Origin of the sequence: Pedococcus sp. KACC 23699 (genome assembly GCF_045348425.1) — a bacterium.
Classification (GTDB): domain Bacteria; phylum Actinomycetota; class Actinomycetes; order Actinomycetales; family Dermatophilaceae; genus Pedococcus.
This window is the reverse complement of record NZ_CP157483.1, coordinates 604329-624526: the sequence shown is the minus strand read 5'-3', so window position 1 is coordinate 624526 and position 20198 is coordinate 604329. Positions and strand designations below refer to the sequence as shown.

Here is a 20198-nt window from a genome sequence, read left to right as displayed (position 1 = left end):
CGTCGCTTGTGGATGATTTGCGCCCATTTGTGGATGAGCGCGCGCACCACCACACCTCTGGTCCATGATGACCACGCCGGCGGGGAACCGGCGAAACCATGTCAAGGGGGACAACGACGTGTCTGACCTTCCAGTGCCCAAGGCCACGCGGTTGCAGCGACCGGCCTGGCGAGACGCGCGGCTGCTCATCGGCCTGGTGCTCGTGCTCGCGTCCGTCGCCGTCGGCTCGGCGGTCGTGGCTGCTTCCGACGACCGCACGCCGATGTATGCGGCGCAGGCCGCGCTGGTGCCGGGACAGCGACTCACCGAGGGTGATCTGGTGCGGGTGGACGTCCAGCTCGGCTCGCAGCGGGACCGCTACCTCCCTGCCGACACCGCGCTGGCACCAGAGCGCTTCGTCCTACGAGAGGTCGCCGCAGGCGAGCTGGTGCCCACCGTGGCCGTCGGGGGACGAGACCAGGTGTCGGTGCAGGCGCTGACGCTCTCCGTGGACGCTGGGACCGCCGCAGCGCTTCGGGTGGGCAGCCGCGTCGACGTCTACGTCAACCCGCCCGACCCGCGGGCAAGCCGGGCGGATGCCTTCTCGGGACCGGTGCTCGCCCTCGAAGGAGTCTCGGTGGCGAGCCTGCCCAAGACCGCGGGTGGCCTCTCGGGCGGTGCGGGAGGCGACCGCCCGGTGCAGGTGATGGCACCGAAGGTCAGGATCAAGGAGATCATCGGCCGGGTCGATGACGGCGCGCGCATCACCCTCGTGCCGGCCCCCGGCAACGTCGGGGACGACCGGTGAGCCGTCCGGTCGTCACGGCCCTCACCGGGGCCGGGGAGTCCGAGCTGGTTGCCGCTGTCGATGCCACCGCCGACTACGCGGTGGCCCGCCGGTGCGCCGACCTGCCTGACCTCCTCGCTGCGGCAGCAGCGGGGTTGGGACGGGTCGCACTCGTCTCGCCCGACCTACGGTCCCTGGACCGCAGTGCCCTGCACGAGCTCGCGACGCACGGGGTCGTCGTCGCCGGGGTGACCGAGCCGGGGGACGACCCGGGTGAGCGACGGCTGCGCCAGCTCGGGCTCACGGTCGTGGTGCGCACCGACGTGGACAGCCACGACCTCGCCGACCTGCTCGACGAGCTGCTGCTGCACGCGGAGGCGCCCGACGAGCCGACTCCCGGGTCAGGCGTCGCGGAGGGCGTCGCTGACGGGTTCGCGGACTCCGGCGAGCCGCCCCCGGCGCCGAGTCGGGTGATCGCCGTCTGGGGTCCGACCGGTGCTCCGGGGCGCAGCACCGTCGCACTGAACCTGGCGGCCGAGCTCGCCGTCCACGCCCCCACGGTGCTGGTGGACTGCGACACGTACGGCTCGTCGGTGGCGCAGGCGCTGGGGCTGCTCGACGAGGCACCGGGCATGGCAGCCGCCTGTCGCGCCGCCGACCAGGGCACGCTTGACCTGCCGGCCCTGGCCCGACTCGCTCCGGAGGTGTCGCCGCTGTTGCGGGTCCTCAGCGGGGTGCCCCGCGCCGACCGCTGGACCGAGCTGCGGGCCGCGTCGGTCGAGCACGTCCTGGCGATGGCGCGGCAGCTCGCGGCGTTCGTGGTGGTCGACTGCGGGTTCTGCATCGAGGACGACGAGGAGCTCTCCTACGACACCCTCGCGCCGCGCCGCAACGCGCCGACCCTGGTGGCGCTGGAGTCCGCGGACGAGCTGGTGGTGGTCGGGGCCGGCGACCCGATCGGCCTGCAGCGACTGGTCCGCGCCGTCCAGGACCTGGCCACCGTTCCCAGCCCGTCGCCCCGCGTCGTGGTCAACAAGGTGCGCGCCTCCGCCGTCGGCGCCCGCCCGGAACGGCGCATCAGCGAGGCGTTGGGCCGGTTCGCCGGGATGGACGAGCTGGCCTTCCTGCCCCACGACCAGGTCACCGTGGACGGAGCCATGTTCGCGGGCAAGTCGCTGGCCGAGTTCGCCCCCGCGAGCGACCTGCGCAGGGCGTTCGTCGGTCTCACCGAGCCGTATGCCGCCGTGGCGCCCCAGCACCGGCGTCGCCGCCGGCGTCAGCCGTTCAGGAGCTGAACAACAGGGTGAGGCCGCCCACGGTGTAGACCACCATCACGGCGAGCAGCGGCAGCTGACCCACCACGGCGGCCCGGCGGGGAAACAGGGAGATGGCCCGCTCGTGGGCGAGCACGACGCCGAGCACGTGCCCGGTGATGATCGAGACCACCTGGACGCCGGCGACGAAACCGGGGGCGATCAGGGCAGCGGGTGGGGTGAGCCCTGCCGTCCCGAGGAGGTCGGCCCCGGTGCCCAGGGGGTCGGACACCTTCGCCAGCCCGTTGGTTCCCTCCCACACCCACAGCGACCAGTAGTGCGCGATGAGGTAGCCCGCGGCGATGGGGATGAGGGAGGAGGCGAAGGAGGTGGCCACTCCGCGCACCGAGACCCCGGCGAGGTGCGCGGAGAGGGACGCCGCGGCATACAGGGAGGCGGCGACGACGAGGCAGAAGGACACGAGGGCCGCGGTGTCCCACACCTGCGCTGGCACTGCGGACGACTGGACGAAGGAGTACCAACGGGTCTCGCCCGAGAAGCCGTCGTAGGCGGTGCTGCCGAGCATCACGGAGGTCACGGCGAGCAGGCCGGGGCGGGCGGGGAGCTGCAGCGGGCCGTGCAACGGCGTACGCAGCACCCACCTGCCGTCGTCGCGGCGACCCAGCGGGCTCAGGGTGCCGTACAACGACGACCATGCGGTGAACGGGTCACCCGTGCGCAGGTAGGCAGGGCCGTAGAGCAGGCTGAGGACCAGGCCGACCACGATGTAGCCCAGGATCGCGACCCACAGGGTGAGCAGCTCGGCGTTGTCGGGGGCGACGAGCTCGAGCCAGGTGAAGGCGAGCAGTCCAGCCGCAGCGGGCCAGTACCCGAGGCGGTACTCGCTGAGGCTGAAGTCCTCCTCGATGCGGCCGAGGGCCAGCAGCCCGCGGCGCAGCCAGCGGATCGGGTTGACCAGCCGCCAGAACCCACCGAACACCATCGACCCGAACGCCAGCCCGACCCAGAGCCAGACGTAGACCACGCTGGGCACCGGGTTGTTGGCGTCGTCCTTGCCGAAGAACAGGGCCGCCAGGGTCCAGCCGGTGATGATCAGCGACAGCGCCACGAACAGACCGCGGACCGGGGCGGAGTCGAGGGCCAGCGAGACCGTGATCGGCAGCAGCCGGCCGTCCGAGCCCCGCAGGCGGGGCTGCTTCCAGAGAGCGCCGAGGGCGATGAACGAGACGACCAGGGCGAGGCCCGCCCCGATGAGCAGGAGGTGGAACGGCAGCGGCAGGTCCTCGCGCGACCCGACCCCGTGGGCCGGCAGGGCCAGGGCGAGGGTCACCGGACCGCGATCTTGAGCAGGCGCAGCGCCGGGTGGTGCGTCTCCACCTCGTAGACCCCGGGCTCCTGGCCGGTGACCGTCACGCTGGTGGGCTTGCCCGCCTTGAGCGTGGTCTCCACCTCGAACCCGTGGATGTGCAGCTGGTCGTCGTGGTCGCTGGTGACGACCAGCGTGAGCGTCTTGCCGACGGCCAGGTCCACGGTCGACGGCGCTGGGGTGACGTTCTTGCCCTGGACGGTGACCACGAGGGTCCGCCCGGCCGATGAGCTGCTCGAGCCGGACGAGCTCGAGGAGCCGGCCGAGCCCGACGAGGAGGACGAGGGGCTCGCGCCGGAGGATGGCGAGGTGCTGGACGCCGCGGTCGTCGGGCCGGCCGTCGACTCGCTCGCCGAACCGCCGCACCCGGCGAGCGCGCCCACGAGGAGCAGCGCCACGGATGCGGTGGCCAGGCGGGTGATGGGGTCAGGGACCACGGGGGGCGTCATCTTCGTCACGAATGGGAGTCTAGGCAACCGGTTCTGCCACGATGTGGGGGTGACGGACCGCCTGAACTCCCTCGACGCGTCGTTCCTCTACCTCGAGGAGTCGACCACGCCGATGCACGTGGGGTCGGTCATGGTGTTCGACCCCCCGAGCGAGGGTTTCGACCACGACCGCCTCGTCCAGCTCATCTCGACGCGGATCGCCTTCGTCCCGCGCTACCGGCAGCGGGTCCGCCAGATCCCGGGACGCCTGGCCAACCCGGTGTGGGTCGACGACGAGAACTTCGACGTGACCTACCACGTGCGCCGGTCGGCCCTGCCCAAGCCGGGCACCGACGAGCAGCTGCAGGAGTTCGTGGCCCGGATCCAGCCGCGCGCCCTGGACCGCAGGCGACCGCTGTGGGAGGTCTACCTCGTGGAGGGCCTGCAGCAGGGCCGCTTCGCGATCGTCACGAAGTCCCACCAGGCGCTCGTCGACGGCATCAATGCCGTCGACATCGCCCACGTCATCGTCGACGGTGACCCGGCGGCCGAGGGCTTGGTGACCGACACGTGGCGCCCGTCGCGCGAGCCCAGCGACGTCGAGCTGCTGACCGGTGCCCTCGTCGACGCGGTCCGTCGGCCCAGCGAGGTCGTCGAGAACATCCGCGGGGGCATCGTCGACGTCAAGGCTGTCGGCTCCCGCGCGCTCACGGCGGCCGGGGACGTGGTGGCGACCCTGGCCCGTACCGCGGCCCGCCCGGCCCCGCACTCGCCGCTCAACGCCCACGTGGGCGAGGCCCGTCGCTACGTGATGATCGGGACCGACCTCGAGGACTACCGCAAGGTCCGCAGCCGCCTGGCCCGCGGCAACTACGCCGACGACGTGAGCATCAACGACGTCGTCCTGGCCACCATCTCGGGCGCGTTCCGCTCCTGGCTGCTCACCCGCGGCGAGGCCGTCCACTCCGGCACCACCGTGCGGGCGATGGTTCCGGTCAGCGTCTACGACGCGGAGGCCCGGCACGTCGGCAGCCGTCTCACGGCCTGCTTCGTCGACCTCCCGGTGGGGGAGCCTGGTGCGTCGATGCGCCTGCACCAGATCGCCTTCGCGATGCGCCAGCAGATGGAGGGCGGCCAGGCGGTGGGCGCCGAGTCGCTGGCGGGGCTGGCCGGCTTCGCCCCACCCACGTTGCACTCGCTCGGCGCGCGCCTCGGGTCAGCGGTGTCGCGACGGCTGTTCAACGTGGTCATCACCAACGTCCCCGGCCCGCAGCACACCCTGTATGCCGGTGACGCCCGGATGCTGTCGACCTACCCCGTGATGCCGCTCGCCCGTGGCCAGGCGCTCGCGATCGGGCTGACCTCCTACGACGGCGGGGTCTACTACGGCCTCAACGCCGACCGTGACTCGATGCCGGACATCGACGTCCTCGGCCAGAGCATCGTCGACTCGCTGGCCGAGCTCCTCGAGAGCCACCGGTCGCCGAGGCGATGAGTCCGGCGCGCCCGCCCGCCAGGCGCCGAGGCCTCGTCCTCGGCGGTGGTGGCGTGCTGGGCGCCGCCTGGATGGTCGGTGCGCTCAAGGCGCTGCAGGACGAGCTGGGCACGGACGTCCGTGAGTTCGACCAGTTCGTCGGGACGTCGGCCGGGTCGGTGCTGGCCGGTTTGCTGGCAGCCGGTGTCTCGGTCGAGGACCTGTTGTCCCACCAGCTCGGTGGCAGCCTCGACACCGGGCCGCTCTCCGGGTACGTCTGGGACTACGACAAGGACACCGGTGGCGACCGCCCCGGCAGGCCCAAGGTCGGGTTCGGCTCGGGGGAGCTGTTGCGCCGCAACGCCCTCCACCTGCGTTCGCTGCCCCCGACGGCCGTGCTGTCGGCGATCCTGCCCGAGGGTCGCGGCAGCATCGAGGCGGTGGGGGCACTCGTGGCCCACGTGGTGCCCGGTGGATGGGTGCCGCGCCCCGGCCTGACCGTCGTGGCCCTGGACTACGACACGGGGGAGCGCATGGCGTTCGGCCGTCCGGGTGTCGAGCCGGTGGACCTGTCGGCCGCGGTGATGGCGTCGTGCGCGATCCCCGGGTGGTACCAACCGGTGCGAATCGGGACGCACCGCTACATCGACGGCGGGGCCTGGTCCTCCACCAACCTCGACCTCATGATCGGCCTCGACCTCGACGAGGTGTTCGTCCTCGCCCCCCAGGTGAGCTTCGTCAAGGACGCCCCGACGCAGTGGCGCTCGAGGGTGGAGCGGCAGTGGCGCAACCGCGTCACCCTGCGCGTCCTGCGCGAGCTCGCCAGGGTGCACGCCGACGGTGCCGAGGTCACCGTGCTCGGTCCCGGCGAGGAGGACCTCGAGGCGTTCGGGTCCAACCTCATGGACGTCACGCGACGGCCTAAGGTGATCGAGACCTCCTTGCGGACGTCGGCGGTCGCCCTGCACGACCCGGCCCCGTTGCCCGACCGCTCCGCTTTCGAAGACGTTGGATGACTCAGCAAGGACGTGGGATGACCCAGACCCGGATCTACGTGCCCCTGGACGCCGACGGCGTCCGCCGCCTGGCGGCCGACCGTGAGGTCGCCGGCGACCCGGTCGAGGCGTTCGCCGTCACCGACCGGCTCGAGCGCATGCTCCCCTCCGGTGACGAGGAGGAGTGGGAGTATGCCGCGCTGACCGAGGCGTTCGAGGCCGCGGACGAGCGCCGCGGGGCGAACCAGGCCAAGCGCGTGGTCCTGGCCGCCGACGTCGACCCGACCTGGGTCGCCTCCCGGGCGGCGGACGCGCTCGCCGGGGTGCAGCTGACGCACCCCCTGCCGTTGTCGCGCGTGGTGTCGTTCCACGTCGACGAGTCGGCCGGCGACGACGGCATGGACGACCTGCTCTGGTACGACGTCACCGAGCTCGACGAGGTCCTGCGCCTCCTCTGAGCGACGCGGTCCGGGCTGGAGCCGGCGGATCCCTCAGCGGGCGTGGGTGGCGAGGAACGGGTCGACGAGTGCGTGATAGCCGTCGGCGGTGTCGCGACGGATGCAGTGGCCCGAGCCGGGCACCACGCGCAGGTCGACGTGGGGGTTGTCGAGCTCGGCGGCCCTGGCCCGGACCTGTGGTGTCACCGGTCCACCGCGCTCGGCGAGCAGGACCAGGGTCGGCACCGCGATGGAGGCGACGACGTCGTCCCACGGCTGGAGCAGGTTGGCGATCCCGAGGGCGAGGAAGTCGAGGTCGACCTGCGCCTTGGACTCCACCCACGGGGCCAGCTCCACCTCGGGCCAGGCCGGGTTCTCGGCGCGCCCCTTCTCGAGCTGACCGGCAGGGTCGTCGGTGAAGGCCCGGCACTCCGCCACGCGTTCGCGCACGATCTCGGCCGGCTGCACCCGGAGCCCGGGGTCGCGCCAGGCCGGGTCCTCGAGCACCGCGGCAGCCACGAGGTCGGGGCGGCGGGCGGCGAGGGCGCCGGCGATTCCGCCACCCATCGAGTGGCCCACCAGGGTCACCGGGGCGCCGTGGGCGGCGACGACGGACGCGAGGTGGTCCTCGGCCGCGGCATACATGGCCTCCATCGGGTCCTCGGAGGCGAGCTGCGCGGCCGTGAAGCGCGGTGAGCGCCCGTGTCCCAGGGCGTCGACCCCGATCACGCGGTAGGTGGGCGACCACCGTCGGACGGCGTCCGGCCAGCAGGCGCCGGAGTCGCCGAGGCCGTGCAGGAGCACGAGCGTGCGTGCCGCCGGGTCGACCGGGCCCCGGACGTGGTGGGCCAGGTCGGTGTGGTGAGCGCTGCTCGGCATACGTGACACCATAGGTGCGCCCTTTCAGCCCATCGACCACCGTCGAAGCAACCACAAGGAGCCTGCACGCCATGGATGCCGTCACCCAGGTGCCCGTCCCCGTCAACGAGACCGTCCTCGACTACGCGCCGGGAAGCCCCGAGCGCGCCAAGCTCGAGATCGCGCTCGCCGAGCTGGGCAGCACCAGCATCGACCTGCCCCACACCATCGCGGGTCAGAAGGTGGTCGGCACCGGACGCACGTTCGCCGTGCGTCAGCCGCACGCCCACCGCAAGGTGCTGGGCACCCTGCGCAACGCGACCGTCGGCGAGGCCCAGTCCGCCGTCGACGCCGCCAAGGCCGCAGCCCCCGGCTGGCGCGAGCTGTCGTTCGACGACCGTGCAGCCATCCTGCTCAAGGCTGCCGAGCTCCTCTCCGGTCCGTGGCGGGCGCGGCTCAACGCGGCGACGATGCTCGGTCAGAGCAAGACCGCCTACCAGGCCGAGATCGACGCCGCCTGCGAGCTCATCGACTTCTGGCGCATCAACGTGCACTTCGCCCGGCAGATCCTCGAGCAGCAGCCGCCGCTCAACTCCAAGGGCATCTGGAACCGCACGGACCACCGCCCGCTCGAGGGCTTCGTCTACGCGATCACCCCGTTCAACTTCACGGCGATCGCCGGCAACCTCCCGACGGCCCCGGCGCTGATGGGCAACACCGTCGTCTGGAAGCCCAGCCCCACGCAGCAGTTCGCCGCGCACCTGACGATGCAGCTGCTCGAGGAGGCCGGCATGCCCCCGGGCGTCATCAACATGGTCACCGGTGACGGCCTCAACGTCTCCAAGGTCGCGCTCGCGGACCCCGACCTCGCCGGCATCCACTTCACCGGCTCGACCCCGACCTTCCAGCACCTGTGGCAGGAGGTCGGCGCCAACCTGCCCAGCTACCGCACCTACCCCCGTCTCGTTGGGGAGACCGGCGGCAAGGACTTCATCCTGGCCCACCCGTCGGCCGACCCGGATGTGTTGCGCACGGCCATGATCCGCGGCGCGTTCGAGTTCCAGGGCCAGAAGTGCTCGGCTGCTTCGCGCGCCTACGTGCCGCGCTCGCTGTGGAAAAAGATCAAGGCCGACCTGGTCTCGATCACCGAGGGCCTCACCCAGGGTGACGTCACCGACCTGTCCAACTTCATGGGCGCGGTCATCGACGAGCGGGCGTTCGGCAAGCACAAGGACGCCATCGACCGGGCGCACGCCACGTCCGGGGTCGACGTCGTCGCCGGTGGCACCTACGACGACAGCGAGGGCTGGTTCGTCCGCCCGACCGTCCTCGAGATCGACGACCCGTCCGACGAGTCGTTCCGCACCGAGTACTTCGGCCCGATCCTGTCGGTGCACGTCTACCCGGACCGCCAGTACGACAAGGTGCTCGACCAGATGGAGAGCTTCGCGCCGTTCGGTCTGACCGGGTCGATCATCGCCCAGGACCGCGTCGCCATCGCCGACGCCACCCAGCGCCTGCGGTTCGCCGCCGGCAACTTCTACGTCAACGACAAGCCGACCGGCGCCGTCGTGGGCCAGCAGCCGTTCGGTGGTGGCCGCGCATCGGGCACCAACGACAAGGCCGGCGCCGCGCAGAACCTCCTTCGCTGGACCAGCGCCCGCTCCATCAAGGAGACGTTCGACCCGCCGAAGACCCACGGCTACCCCCACATGGGCTGAGCCGCCCAGCAGTCGCGCCCGCCGAGGGCAAGGCGGCGCCATACGTCGAAAGGCCCAGAACCCTTGCGGTCCTGGGCCTTTCGCGTACCCAGCGTGGCCGGGTGGAGCGGTGGTGGCGCGTCAGCGGGCGAGCCACTCCTTGACCGTGGCGGCCTCGATGTCGATGGCCTCCTCGATCGGCTTGGCCGCTGCCTTCTCGATCTTGCCGCCCACGAGCGGGATCTTGGCCTTGAGCTCGGCGTCGAGGTGCTCGACGCTCCCCGGGCCGCCGGCGGCCAGGGCGAGGGTGCCGTTGAGGGCCACGGGGACCCCGCTGACCGTCATCTCGACGGTGCCGGTGCGGCTGCCGTCGGCGGAGGCAGCGCCCCAGGTCTGGGTCTCGACGACCTTGAGGGTCTCACCGACCATGTTCTTGGCGAAGTCGGGCAGGTCGTCGGACGGCAGGATGCGCTCGGTCGTGATGACCGCGCCACCACCGGACTGCTTGACCGACGCGGTGTACTTGATCGCCGCGGTGGCCGCGCACTTGGCCTCCTGGAAGGCCTGGTCGGTGAGGACCGCGAAGACCTCCTCGGGGGTGGCGGCGTACTCCATCGTCGTGGCGATCTTCATGCGTCTCTCCTCTGGGGGCGCGGGGGACGGGAGGTCCCGTGCAGGCTCGCGCCAGCCTAACGAGGGGACGAACGGCGCGGCGAGGCGAGTAGCCGCAGACGGATCGGGTGCCCGGGGACGAGCTGTGCCGCGAGATCGCAGGCGCGCTCGGTCAGGACGCCCACGACGGGGTAGCCACCGGTGACGGGGTGGTCGGCGAGGAACACCACGGGGACGCCGCTGGCAGGCACCTGCAGCGCTCCTCGGACCAGGCCCTCACTGGGGACCTCGGCGGTGGCCCTCCCGCGTGCCCGCTCGAGCGCACGCCCGGCGAACCGGATCCCGACCCGGTCGGAGTCCGCCGCCACGGTCCACCCGGCGGTCGTCAGGTGGACCGGGTCGGCGAGCCAGTCCAACCGTGGGCCGGGCAGCACGTCGAGCTCCACCGGACCGACTGACGGGCCGGCAACCGGTGCGACGTCGACGAGCAGCTCGCCGCCAGCCCGCCCGCCGGGCTGCCCCACGGGGAGGGAGTCACCGGGGGACAGCGGGGGTGGTCCCAGGCCGGAAAGCGTGTCGTGGGAACGTGATCCGAGGACAGGCGCGACGGCGATCCCACCGCGGACCGCGACGTAGGACCGCAGTCCGGCGGCAGGACGCCCCACCCGCAGCACCTGGCCGTCGGGGACGAGGAACGGGGTGTTGGTGCCGACCGGACGGTCGTCGACGCTGACCGCGCAGGATGCACCGGTGACGACCGCGGTGACGCTGCCCCGGGCGCGGAGCGCGACCCCACCCACGACCTCGACACCGGCGAGGGAGTCCTCTTGGTCCAGGAGGCGCGCACCGAGCCGGTGGGCGCCCCGGTCGGCGGCGCCGGAGGGGCTGACACCGATGGAGCCCCGACCGGGCCGACCGAGGTCCTGCACGAGGGCGAGGACGCCGACGTGCAGGACCTCGAGCGCGGCGTACGGCGCGGGGTCACCGGCGGTCACGAGCCACCGCCGGCGTCGGCGAACTGCACCCAGAGGCCCGGTCGCAGCAGGGCGGGGGGATCGCGGTCGAGGTCCCACAGCACGAGGTCGGTGTGGCCGATCAGCTGCCACCCGCCGGGCGACTGCCGTGGGTAGATGCCACTGAACTCATCGGCCAGCCCGACGGCTCCTGCGCTGACGCGTCGGCGTGGGGAGGGTCTGCGAGGCACCTGGAGTCGGGGGTCCCCGTCGACGAGGTAGGCGAACCCCGGCGCGAAGCCGGCGAAGCCGACCCGCCACGGCCTGCCGGTGTGGGCCGCCACGACCTCCTCCGGCGACAGCCCGCTGAGTCGAGCCACCTCGTGCAGGTCGTCCCCGTCGTAGCGCACGGGGACCTCGACGATGAGGTCGGCCGGCACCTGGTCATGGTGCGCCCGATCGGGTGGTTGCCGGCTGGCACGGTCGACCTCGAGCGTGGCCAGCGCCGCGCTGGCCAGTTCGCGGACGAAGGGCAGGCTCTCCGGGGAGTCGGCCACGAGGAGCAGCGACCTGGCCCCGGCGACGGCGTCGACCAGCGTCGCGGCACGTCCTGGTGCGTGGTGCTCGAGCTGCCCCTGCAGCAGCCGGTGCAGCGCCAGGGCCTCGTGGAGGTCGGCGACCTCGGCGAGGACGGCGTGGTCGCCGTACGGGAGCAGCCTGCCGGCCATCAGGAGCCGCGGGGGCGGGCGAAGGGGCGCAGCTGCACCCCAGCGGCCTCGAGGCCCTGTCGCACGGCCGTCGCGAGCGACACGGCGCCGGCTGTGTCCCCGTGCACGCAGACGGAGTCGGGCCGCACGGCCAGCAGGCTGCCGTCGATGGCCTCCACGACCCCGTCGACGACGAGGCGGACGACACGCCCTGCGACCGCCTCCGGGTCGTGGATCACTGCTCCGGGGTCGGCTCGCGGGACCAGCGTGCCGTCAGGAGCGTAGGCGCGGTCGGCGAAGGCCTCCACCACCGTGGACAGCCCGGCCTCTTCGGCGAACCGCAGCGAGAGCGAACCCGGTAGGCCGACCAGCGGGAGGTCGTCGCCCAGCAGCACGAGTGCTTCGACCACGGCTGCCGCCTGGGCCTCGTGGGCGACGATGGCGTTGTAGAGCGCACCGTGCGGCTTGACGTAGGAGACCCGGGTGCCGGCGGCGCGGGCGAGGGCACGCAGGGCGCCGACCTGGTAGACGACGTCAGCGGTGAGGTCGACCGCTGACACGTCGATGAACCTTCGCCCGAAGCCGGCCAGGTCCGGGTAGCCGACCTGCGCACCAACAGCCACCCCGCTGGCGGCAGCACGCAGGCAGATGTCCATCAGCGTGGTCGGGTCGCCGGCGTGGAAGCCGCAGGCGACGTTGGCACTGGTGACGACCTCGAGCATCGCCGCGTCGTCACCCAGGCTCCAGCGGCCGAAGGACTCGCCGAGGTCGGCGTTGAGGTCGACGGTGGTCATCGGCGGAGCCTTGCTGCGTGGTCGGCCAGCACCGAGCTCGAGGCGGACACGCTCGCGGCGAGCCGGTGGCGTCGCGCGGCAAGGACGGCGAGGAGGCGGTGCAGCTCGGACTGGAGGGCCTCGCGGTGCTGCTCGCGGGCCGCATCAGCCGGCGCGTCCGCAAGGCCGCTGACTCCCCACACGGGCACGACCTGGCCGTCCCTGACCTGCAGACCGGCCGCCTCCGCCCGGGCAGTCAGGCCACGGACATCGGCCACGGCCTCGGCAAGGTCGGCCGCGTGGTCCTGAAGTGCCGAACCGATCCGGTCGAGCTCGTCGGCGGCGGCGGACGAGGCGTCACCGAGATGGCGAACGCGTCGGTGGGCGCGGGCGCCGACCGTGCCGCGGACCGGGAGCTCGGGATCGGTGGCCGCCGCAGCGACGGCCCGAGAGCTGGTCCGCAGCGAGGTCGCCAGCTGGCGCAGCGACCCGCCCACGCGGGAGCACGACGCCGGGTCGCCCGCGACGAGGCTCATCGCGAGTTCCGAACACGCGCCGAGGGACCGGGGGCCGACTGCTCGTCGGCGGGGATGGAGCGTGCGTCACGCAGGGCCGGTCCACGGGCGGGCGCGTCGGCTGCCGTCGACAGGCGCAGACGTGCCCCGACCTCCGTGGCACAGGAGTCCACCTCGCGCAGCAGGTCGGCGACCTGGTCCAGGTGGTCGTCCAGCACCGACTGGAGCTCGCGGTCACCCGCGTCCGGGAAGTGGCTGAGCACCTCGTCGGCGCCCGAGCGAGCGCACTCGCCCAGCGAACCGAGGGCTGCGCCGAGGACGCGAAGGGCCTCGGGGCCAACCTGGGCGGGCGGCATACCGACCACTCTAGTGAGGGAACGGGAACGACCCCCGGCGATACCCACATGCCGGAGCAGGGGTTTCGCCGGGGGCCGCCGCGTCGTTCAGAGACCCGGGTGGGATCAGTACCAGTGCTTCCTGCCACCGATGGCGTTGCCCGCGCGGCCCAGGAGGGCCAGGACGACGCCGACGACGATGAGGATGACGCCGATGGTGGTGAGGATCGGGATGCTGGCCACCAGGCCGACGATCAGCAGGATCAGTCCGAGGATGATCACGGGGACTCCTTCTGTATGGGTGAGGTGAGTGCAGCGCGCAGGGGAGCGCTGCAACGACACACTCTGACCTGCGCAAACCCAAAGCGCCACTCGGGGAGCCTGCAGCCCGGGAGTGTCGCGCCCCGGCGACCCGCGAGATCCGGGGAAGGACGCGGATGCCGGTGAGCGGCCGGGGTGACGAGCGATAGTCTCGTGGCGACGCACGACGAGGTGCGTCACCGCATGCACGACGACCCCGTGAGGATGACGACCACAAGCATGTCTGCGTCGCTGGAGCAGTCCCGTCAGCAACTCCTGCACTCCGCTGCGGAGCGCGCCGAGCACGGTGGGGGTGAGGTCGAGGAGTTCCTGCAGGCCTACTACCGGCACGTGGCGACCGAGGACCTCCTCGCGCGCGCCCCCGAGGACCTCCTCGGTGCGGCGATGGCGCACCGCGAGCTCGCGACCAGCCGCCCGGTCGGCACGGCCAAGGTCGAGGTGTTCAACCCCGACGTCGCCGAGCAGGGCTGGGCCAGCGGCCACACCGTCGTCCAGGTGGTCACCGACGACATGCCGTTCCTCGTCGACTCGGTCACCGCCGAGCTGCAGCGCATGGAGCGGGCCGTCCACCTCGTCGTGCACCCGACGATGCGCGTGCGCCGTGACGCGACCGGCGAGCTCGAGCAGGTGCTGCTCAACGGATCGTCCGAGAGCGGGGAGTTCGGGGAGGTCCGGGAGTCGTGGATGCACCTCGAGATCGACCGCGACACCCGGAGCGAGGACCTGCAGGCCATCGCCGCAGGTCTGCGGGGTGTGCTGTCCAACGTCCGCGAGGCCGTCGAGGACTGGCCCAAGATGAAGGCGGCCTGTGCCGCGCTCGCGGTGGAGCTCGGCGAGAAGCCCCCGCACGGCATACCGGCTGCGGAGGTCGAGCAGGCCCGGGGGCTGCTCGAGTGGCTGGCCGGCAACCACTTCACGTTCCTCGGCTACCGCGAGTACGCCCTGCACCGCGGGGCGGAGGCCGACACCCTCCAGGCGGTGCACGGCACCGGGCTCGGGCTGCTGCGCTACGACCCCACCGGTGAGGGTGTGCTGCTGTCCGAGCAGGCTCGTCACGTCGCCCGGGCGCCGGAGCTCCTCATCATCACCAAGGCCAACTCGCGGGCGACCGTGCACCGCAACACCTACCTCGACTACGTCAGCGTCAAGCAGTTCGACGAGGACGGGGCGGTCACCGGTGAGAAGCGGTTCCTCGGACTCTTCACCTCCAGCGCCTACACCGAGTCGGTGACCCGCGTCCCGGTGCTGCGCGACAAGGTGGCGGCGATCTTCGAGCGCACCGGCTTCCTGCCCGACTCGCACTCAGGCAAGGACCTGCTCGAGGTCCTGGAGAACTACCCGCGCGACGAGCTGTTCCAGGCCGACGAGGAGTCCCTCCACGACAACGCGACCGCGGTCCTGCACCTGCAGGAGCGCCGCAAGACCAAGCTCTTCTTGCGCCGCGACCGGTTCGGCCGGTTCGTCTCCGCGCTGGTCTACATCCCGCGCGACCGCTACAACACCGGCGTCCGCCTCAAGATGGAATCCATTCTCCAGCAGGCGTTCCCGGGCGCGACGGTCGACTACACGACTCGTGTCTCCGAGTCGGTGCTGGCCCGCCTCCACTTCGTCGTGCGAGTCCCGTCCGGCGAGTCCATCCCGCCCGTGGACGAGGCGGTACTCGAGCGGCAGCTCGTCGACGCGACCCGCACGTGGGAGGAGGACCTCAACGAGGCGGCGCGCGCCGAGCACGGTGAGGAGGCCGCGGCGCGGCTGGCCGGGCTGTACGGGCGTGCGTTCCCCGAGGCCTACAAGGAGGACTTCACCTCCCGTGTCGGGGTCGTCGACATCCGTCACATGGACGCACTGGAGCACGACGACGCCACCGGCCTCAACATGTACCAGGAGCCCGGGGCCCCGGCGGGGGAGCGGCGTTTCAAGCTCTACCGCCGCAGCCCGCTGTCCCTGACCCAGGTGCTCCCGATGTTCACGCACATGGGTGTCGAGGTCGTCGACGAACGGCCCTACGAGGTGTCCCGAGGTGACGGGGTGCACCTCTGGGTCTACGACTTCGGGCTGCGCGTCCGCAACGCCAAGGTGTGGTCCGGTGAGGGTGGCCGAGACCGGCTGCGCGAGCTGTTCCAGGACGCCGTGGGTGCGGTGTGGAACGGTCGGGCCGAGTCCGACGGGTTCAACGCCCTCGTCCTCGGCGCGGGGCTGACCTGGCGCCAGGTCGTCATCCTGCGCACGGTCGCGAAGTACCTGCGCCAGACCGGCTCGACCTTCTCCCAGGACTACGTCGAGTCCGCGCTGGTCCAGAACCTGCGGCTCGCCGGCCGACTCGTCGCCCTCTTCGAGGCACGCTTCGACCCCAGCCTGTATGGCGCGGTCGCCGGGGACGAGCGCGATGCCGCCGAGGCGGCGCTGGTCGAGGAGATCACCGCCGGCCTCGACGAGGTGAAGTCCCTCGACCACGACCGCATCATCCGGGCGTTCCTCGGGGTCATCCAGGCGACCTTGCGCACGAACTACTACCAGCAGGACACCGGCGGCGCCGACAAGTCGTACGTCTCGATCAAGCTCAACCCCACCAAGGTCCCCGACCTGCCCGCCCCGCGGCCGCAGTTCGAGATCTTCGTCTACTCGCCGCGTGTCGAGGGCGTCCACCTGAGGTTCGGCCCGGTGGCCCGAGGGGGGTTGCGCTGGTCCGACCGTCGTGAGGACTTCCGTACCGAGGTGCTGGGGCTCGTCAAGGCGCAGATGGTCAAGAACGCCGTCATCGTGCCGACCGGGTCCAAGGGTGGCTTCTACGCGAAGCAGCTGCCAGACCCGTCCATCGACAGGGACGCCTGGCTGGCCGAGGGCATCGCCTCGTACAAGGTCTTCATCTCCGGCCTGCTCGACCTGACCGACAACCGTGTCGCGGGCGAGATCGTGCCGCCGTCGTCGGTCGTCCGCCACGACGAGGACGACAGCTACCTCGTGGTCGCGGCCGACAAGGGCACGGCGACCTTCTCCGACATCGCCAACGGGGTCGCGCAGTCCTACGGCTTCTGGCTCGACGACGCCTTCGCCTCCGGTGGCTCGGCGGGCTACGACCACAAGGCGATGGGGATCACCGCCCGCGGCGCGTGGGAGTCGGTCAAGCGGCACTTCCGCGAGATGGGGGTCGACACCCAGACCGAGGACTTCACCGCCGTCGGCATCGGCGACATGAGCGGCGACGTCTTCGGCAACGGCATGCTGCTCTCGGAACACATCCGCCTCGTGGCCGCGTTCGACCACCGCCACATCTTCGTCGACCCGGATCCCGTTGCGGCGACGAGCTTCCCGGAGCGTCAGCGTCTCTTCGACCTGCCCCGGTCGTCGTGGGCCGACTACGACTCCTCACTGATCAGCGCGGGCGGCGGCATCTTCGACCGCTCGCTGAAGTCCATCCGGGTCACCCCCGAGATGGTCGAGGCGCTCGGGCTGCCCCAGGGCACCGCGACGATGACGCCCGCCGAGCTGATGAAGGCCATCCTCCAGGCCCCGGTCGACCTCCTCTGGAACGGCGGGATCGGCACCTACGTCAAGGCCGCCAGCGAGTCGAGCTCCGACATCGGTGACCGGGCCAACGACGCCATCCGCGTCGACGGGAAGGCGTTGCGCTGCAAGGTCGTCGGTGAGGGCGGCAACCTCGGCCTCTCGCAGCTGGGCCGCGTCGAGGCGTCCCTGCACGGCGTGCGGGTCAACACCGATGCCATCGACAACAGCGCCGGCGTCGACACCTCCGACCACGAGGTCAACATCAAGATCCTGCTCACCGACCTGGTGCGGGCCGGCGACATGACCCTCAAGCAGCGCAACACCCTGCTCGCGTCGATGACCGACGACGTGGCCCACCAGGTGCTGCGCGACAACTACGAGCAGAACGTGCTGCTGGGCAACGCGCGAGCCCAGGAGCACCCGATGCTTCCCGTGCACCAGCGACTCATCCACTGGCTGGAGGAGCGGGGCGACCTCGACCGCGCACTGGAGTTCCTGCCCGGCGACAGCGAGATCGACCGGCGGGCCCAGGAGGGTCTGGGGCTGAAGTCGCCGGAGTTCTCCGTGCTCGTGGCGTATGCCAAGCTCGCCCTCAAGGACGACCTGCTCCCGACCGGGCTGCCCGACGACCCGTGGTTCCAGCAGACGCTGACCGACTACTTCCCGGCTGCCCTGCGCGAGCAGTTCGCCGGTGAGCTCGCCGCCCACCCGCTGCGCCGCGAGATCATCACCAACTCGGTGGTCAACTCCATGGTCAACCGCGGCGGCATCACCTTCGCGTTCCGTGCGATGGAGGAGACCGGTGCGACGCCGGAGCAGATCGCCCGAGCCTTCGTCGTGTGCCGCGAGATCTTCGACCTGCCGAGCTTCGTGCGTGAGGTCGAGGCGCTCGACAACGTCGTCACCACCGAGGTGCAGAGCGACCTCTACCTCGAGTTCCGTCGGCTCATCGACCGTTCGATCCGCTGGTTCCTCACGTCGCGGCCTTCGCGCCTCGACGTGGCCGGCGAGGTCACGAGGTTCGGCTCGGTGGTCCGCGAGTTCGCGCCCAAGATCCCGGAGATGCTCAAGGGAGGGGAGCTCCAGCGGTTGCAGCGCAACACCGCCAAGCTGGAGGAGCTCGGTGTTCCCGGCGAGCTTGCACTCCGTTCGGCGAGTCTGCTCGACCAGTTCTCGCTGCTCGACATCGTCGACATCGCGACCGACACGGGGGAGGAGCCGGCCGACATCGCCTGCCTCTACTTCGTGCTGTCGGAGAAGTTCGGCATCGACGCGATGCTCTCGCGCGTCACCAGCCTCCCGCGCGACGACCGCTGGGACGCCCTGGCCCGTGGTGCCCTGCGAGACGACCTGTATGCCGTGCTGGAAAGCCTCGTCCGATCGGTGATGGACACCTCGACGACCGGTGATGCGCCGGCGGCGCGCTACGACGCATGGGCCCGGGCCAACGCCGAGTCGCTCACCCGCGCCACGTCGGCCCTGTCCGGCATCGAACGGCTCGACCACCCCAACATCGCTGCGCTCTCCGTGGCGCTGCGGACGCTGCGTTCGGTCATCCGCTCGGGCGCTGCCACCTCGTGAGCACCCTGTCCGGCTCCGAGGTGGGGGCAGGCCCCGCCGGTCGCGTCGTGGCGCTGCGCTGCTTCCCCGTCAAGGCGGCCGGTGGGGAGTCGCTCGCTGCCCTCGAGGTGACTCCGAGCGGTGTCGCCGGTGACCGGGAGTGGGCCGTCTACGACCAGGCCGACAAGCTCGCCTCCGGCAAGCACACCCGGCGCTTGCGGCGGATGGACGAGGTGTTCGCGTTGGTGGCGAGCCGCCGCGGCGGTGACACGGTGCTCGTCCTGCCCGACGGGACCGAGGTGGTCGCCGGGGAGTCGGGCGCCGACACCGCCCTCAGCACGCACTTCCGCGAGCCGGTCCGGCTGCGCCGGGAGGACGCCATACCCCACCAGGACGCGGCACCGGTCTCCGTCGTCGGCACGGCGACTCTCGCCGAGCTGGGGCGCCACGAGGGGGACGGTCGCCCGCTCGACCCCCGCCACCTGCGCACCAACATCGTGGTCGAGACCCAGGAGCCGTACGTCGAGGAGTCCTGGGTCGGACACGAGGTCAGCATCGGTGGCGTGCGCCTGCGCGTCACCGATCGCACCGAGCGCTGCCGCATGGTGGGCGTCGCCCAGGTCGACCTGCCGCCGCGTCCCGGCATGCTGAAGGTCGTCTCGGTCCACCACGACCTCAGAGCCGGGGTGTACGCCGAGGTGGTGGCTCCCGGCCGCATCGCCCTGGGCGACGAGGCGGGACTTGCCTGACCTGCCGGGCCGCGAGGCCTACCTGCGCCGGTTGGGTTTCGACGAGCCGCCGGAACCGACGCTCGCCACGCTGCAGGTGCTGCACGAACGCCACCTGGCGCAGATCCCCTACGAGAACCTCGGCATCATGCTCGGGCGCCCGCCGTCCGTGGCGCCGCAGGACAGTGTCGCCAGGGTGGCCGCGCTGGGACGGCTGGGGTACTGCTTCCACCAGAACGGGGCAGCAGCCCTGCTCCTGGAGAGCCTCGGGTATGCCGTCGAGCGGCGCCACGGGCACGTCGGGACGACGCCGGGTTTGCCGGCGACGCCGCCGGCGGAGCAGGTGTCCTCGCTCAACCACCTGGTCCTCGTCGTGCGGGTCTCGGGGGAGGCCGGTCGCTGGTGGTTCGACGTCGGTCTCGGCGACGGGTTCGCCCGTCCCCTGCGCCTGACCGACGGGGTGGTGCGCGACGACGCCGGGTTCAGCTACTCGATCGAGGGCCTCGGTGAGTCGGGCTGGACGTTCCGGCACGATCTCAGCGGGTCCTTCGCCGGCTTGGTCGTCAGCGACCGGCCGAGCGACGACGCGGCCGTGGAGCTGGCCCACCAGCACCTCTCGACGTCGCCGACCTCGTCGTTCACCCAGCTGCTGGTCGTCCAGCGCCGTGAGGCGGAGCAGGTCGTGACGTTGCGCGGCTGCCTCCTGTCCCGGGTCCGGACCACCGGACGCCGGGAGCAGGAGCTGGTCACGTTCGAGGAGTGGCGGTCCGCCCTGACCGACGTCGTCGGCCTGCCCGTGTCCGACGTGCCGGCTACAGAGCTGCGCGGGCTCTTCGCGCGGATGCTTGAGGCGCACCGCGCGTGGGTGGGGTCCGGACGCCGCGGTTAG

The 20198-nt window shown here is 71.8% G+C and carries 19 protein-coding genes; 9 read left to right on the top strand and 10 right to left on the bottom strand.

All coding sequences use genetic code 11. The annotated features are described in order from the left end of the window. The first annotated feature begins 118 nt into the window (after window positions 1-118). The gene (locus ABEG17_RS02875) at window positions 119-787 is read left to right on the top strand and encodes a DUF3592 domain-containing protein (protein ID WP_406831774.1); all 669 of its coding nucleotides are present in this window, start codon (window positions 119-121) and stop codon (window positions 785-787) included. After that, a complete protein-coding gene (locus tag ABEG17_RS02870) occupies window positions 784-2061 on the top strand; it encodes a CpaE family protein (protein WP_406831773.1) in 1278 nt (425 codons plus the stop codon). The genes ABEG17_RS02875 and ABEG17_RS02870 overlap by 4 nt, the downstream gene beginning before the upstream one ends. Here ABEG17_RS02870 and ABEG17_RS02865 read toward each other — a convergent pair. Continuing rightward, on the bottom strand, window positions 2051-3370 hold the full coding sequence (locus ABEG17_RS02865) for a hypothetical protein (RefSeq protein ID WP_406831772.1): 1320 nt from the start codon (window positions 3368-3370) through the stop codon (window positions 2051-2053). The two genes, ABEG17_RS02870 and ABEG17_RS02865, sit on opposite strands and share 11 nt — an antisense overlap. Beyond that, window positions 3367-3864, bottom strand: coding sequence for a hypothetical protein (locus tag ABEG17_RS02860; protein WP_406831771.1), 498 nt, complete (start codon window positions 3862-3864; stop codon window positions 3367-3369). The genes ABEG17_RS02865 and ABEG17_RS02860 overlap by 4 nt, the downstream gene beginning before the upstream one ends. Window positions 3865-3904: 40 nt before the next feature. On the opposite strand from ABEG17_RS02860, the gene ABEG17_RS02855 reads away from it, so the two are divergent. Genes ABEG17_RS02855 through ABEG17_RS02845 form a run of 3 tightly spaced genes read left to right on the top strand, consistent with a single transcriptional unit; the run spans window position 3905 to window position 6761 of the window. Continuing rightward, window positions 3905-5329: a WS/DGAT/MGAT family O-acyltransferase gene (locus ABEG17_RS02855; RefSeq protein WP_406831770.1), complete on the top strand. Its 1425-nt coding sequence runs from the start codon at window positions 3905-3907 to the stop codon at window positions 5327-5329. Next, window positions 5326-6324, top strand: coding sequence for a patatin-like phospholipase family protein (locus tag ABEG17_RS02850; protein WP_406831769.1), 999 nt, complete (start codon window positions 5326-5328; stop codon window positions 6322-6324). The genes ABEG17_RS02855 and ABEG17_RS02850 overlap by 4 nt, the downstream gene beginning before the upstream one ends. A 17-nt stretch (window positions 6325-6341) precedes the next feature. Beyond that, entirely contained in the window at window positions 6342-6761 is a 420-nt protein-coding gene (locus tag ABEG17_RS02845; protein WP_406831768.1) for a DUF6912 family protein, read from the top strand. Window positions 6762-6794: 33 nt separating this feature from the next. Here the strand turns inward: ABEG17_RS02845 and ABEG17_RS02840 are convergent, their stop codons facing one another. Continuing rightward, window positions 6795-7619: an alpha/beta fold hydrolase gene (locus ABEG17_RS02840; protein ID WP_406831767.1), complete on the bottom strand. Its 825-nt coding sequence runs from the start codon at window positions 7617-7619 to the stop codon at window positions 6795-6797. Window positions 7620-7690: 71 nt separating this feature from the next. Between ABEG17_RS02840 and pruA the strand changes: the two genes are divergently transcribed. Continuing rightward, window positions 7691-9319: an L-glutamate gamma-semialdehyde dehydrogenase gene (gene pruA, locus ABEG17_RS02835; RefSeq protein ID WP_406831766.1), complete on the top strand. Its 1629-nt coding sequence runs from the start codon at window positions 7691-7693 to the stop codon at window positions 9317-9319. A gap of 120 nt (window positions 9320-9439) precedes the next feature. Here pruA and ABEG17_RS02830 read toward each other — a convergent pair whose 3' ends face one another. The 7 genes from ABEG17_RS02830 to ABEG17_RS02800 form a co-directional block, all read right to left on the bottom strand. Continuing rightward, entirely contained in the window at window positions 9440-9931 is a 492-nt protein-coding gene (locus ABEG17_RS02830; RefSeq protein WP_406831765.1) for a DUF2505 domain-containing protein, read from the bottom strand. Window positions 9932-9987: 56 nt separating this feature from the next. Further along, complete coding sequence (locus tag ABEG17_RS02825) at window positions 9988-10905, bottom strand: biotin-dependent carboxyltransferase family protein (protein ID WP_406831764.1); 918 nt, start codon at window positions 10903-10905, stop codon at window positions 9988-9990. Continuing rightward, entirely contained in the window at window positions 10902-11591 is a 690-nt protein-coding gene (locus tag ABEG17_RS02820) for an allophanate hydrolase subunit 1 (protein ID WP_406831763.1), read from the bottom strand. The genes ABEG17_RS02825 and ABEG17_RS02820 overlap by 4 nt, the downstream gene beginning before the upstream one ends. Beyond that, window positions 11591-12364 carry a LamB/YcsF family protein gene (locus ABEG17_RS02815; RefSeq protein ID WP_406831762.1) on the bottom strand — a complete coding sequence of 258 codons (774 nt, stop codon included), beginning with the start codon at window positions 12362-12364 and terminating at the stop codon, window positions 11591-11593. Before ABEG17_RS02815 ends, ABEG17_RS02820 begins: the two co-directional genes overlap by 1 nt. Beyond that, the gene (locus ABEG17_RS02810) at window positions 12361-12879 is read right to left on the bottom strand and encodes a hypothetical protein (protein ID WP_406831761.1); all 519 of its coding nucleotides are present in this window, start codon (window positions 12877-12879) and stop codon (window positions 12361-12363) included. The genes ABEG17_RS02815 and ABEG17_RS02810 overlap by 4 nt, the downstream gene beginning before the upstream one ends. Next, entirely contained in the window at window positions 12876-13214 is a 339-nt protein-coding gene (locus ABEG17_RS02805; protein ID WP_406831760.1) for a hypothetical protein, read from the bottom strand. Before ABEG17_RS02805 ends, ABEG17_RS02810 begins: the two co-directional genes overlap by 4 nt. 105 nt (window positions 13215-13319) lie before the next feature. Further along, window positions 13320-13475, bottom strand: coding sequence for a DUF6131 family protein (locus ABEG17_RS02800; protein ID WP_406831759.1), 156 nt, complete (start codon window positions 13473-13475; stop codon window positions 13320-13322). Between the two features lie 243 nt (window positions 13476-13718). On the opposite strand from ABEG17_RS02800, the gene ABEG17_RS02795 reads away from it, so the two are divergent. Genes ABEG17_RS02795 through ABEG17_RS02785 form a run of 3 tightly spaced genes read left to right on the top strand, consistent with a single transcriptional unit; the run spans window position 13719 to window position 20198 of the window. Further along, entirely contained in the window at window positions 13719-18602 is a 4884-nt protein-coding gene (locus tag ABEG17_RS02795; protein ID WP_406831758.1) for an NAD-glutamate dehydrogenase, read from the top strand. After that, complete coding sequence (locus ABEG17_RS02790) at window positions 18599-19330, top strand: MOSC domain-containing protein (protein WP_406831757.1); 732 nt, start codon at window positions 18599-18601, stop codon at window positions 19328-19330. Before ABEG17_RS02795 ends, ABEG17_RS02790 begins: the two co-directional genes overlap by 4 nt. Beyond that, on the top strand, window positions 19323-20198 hold the full coding sequence (locus ABEG17_RS02785; RefSeq protein ID WP_406831756.1) for an arylamine N-acetyltransferase: 876 nt from the start codon (window positions 19323-19325) through the stop codon (window positions 20196-20198). Before ABEG17_RS02790 ends, ABEG17_RS02785 begins: the two co-directional genes overlap by 8 nt.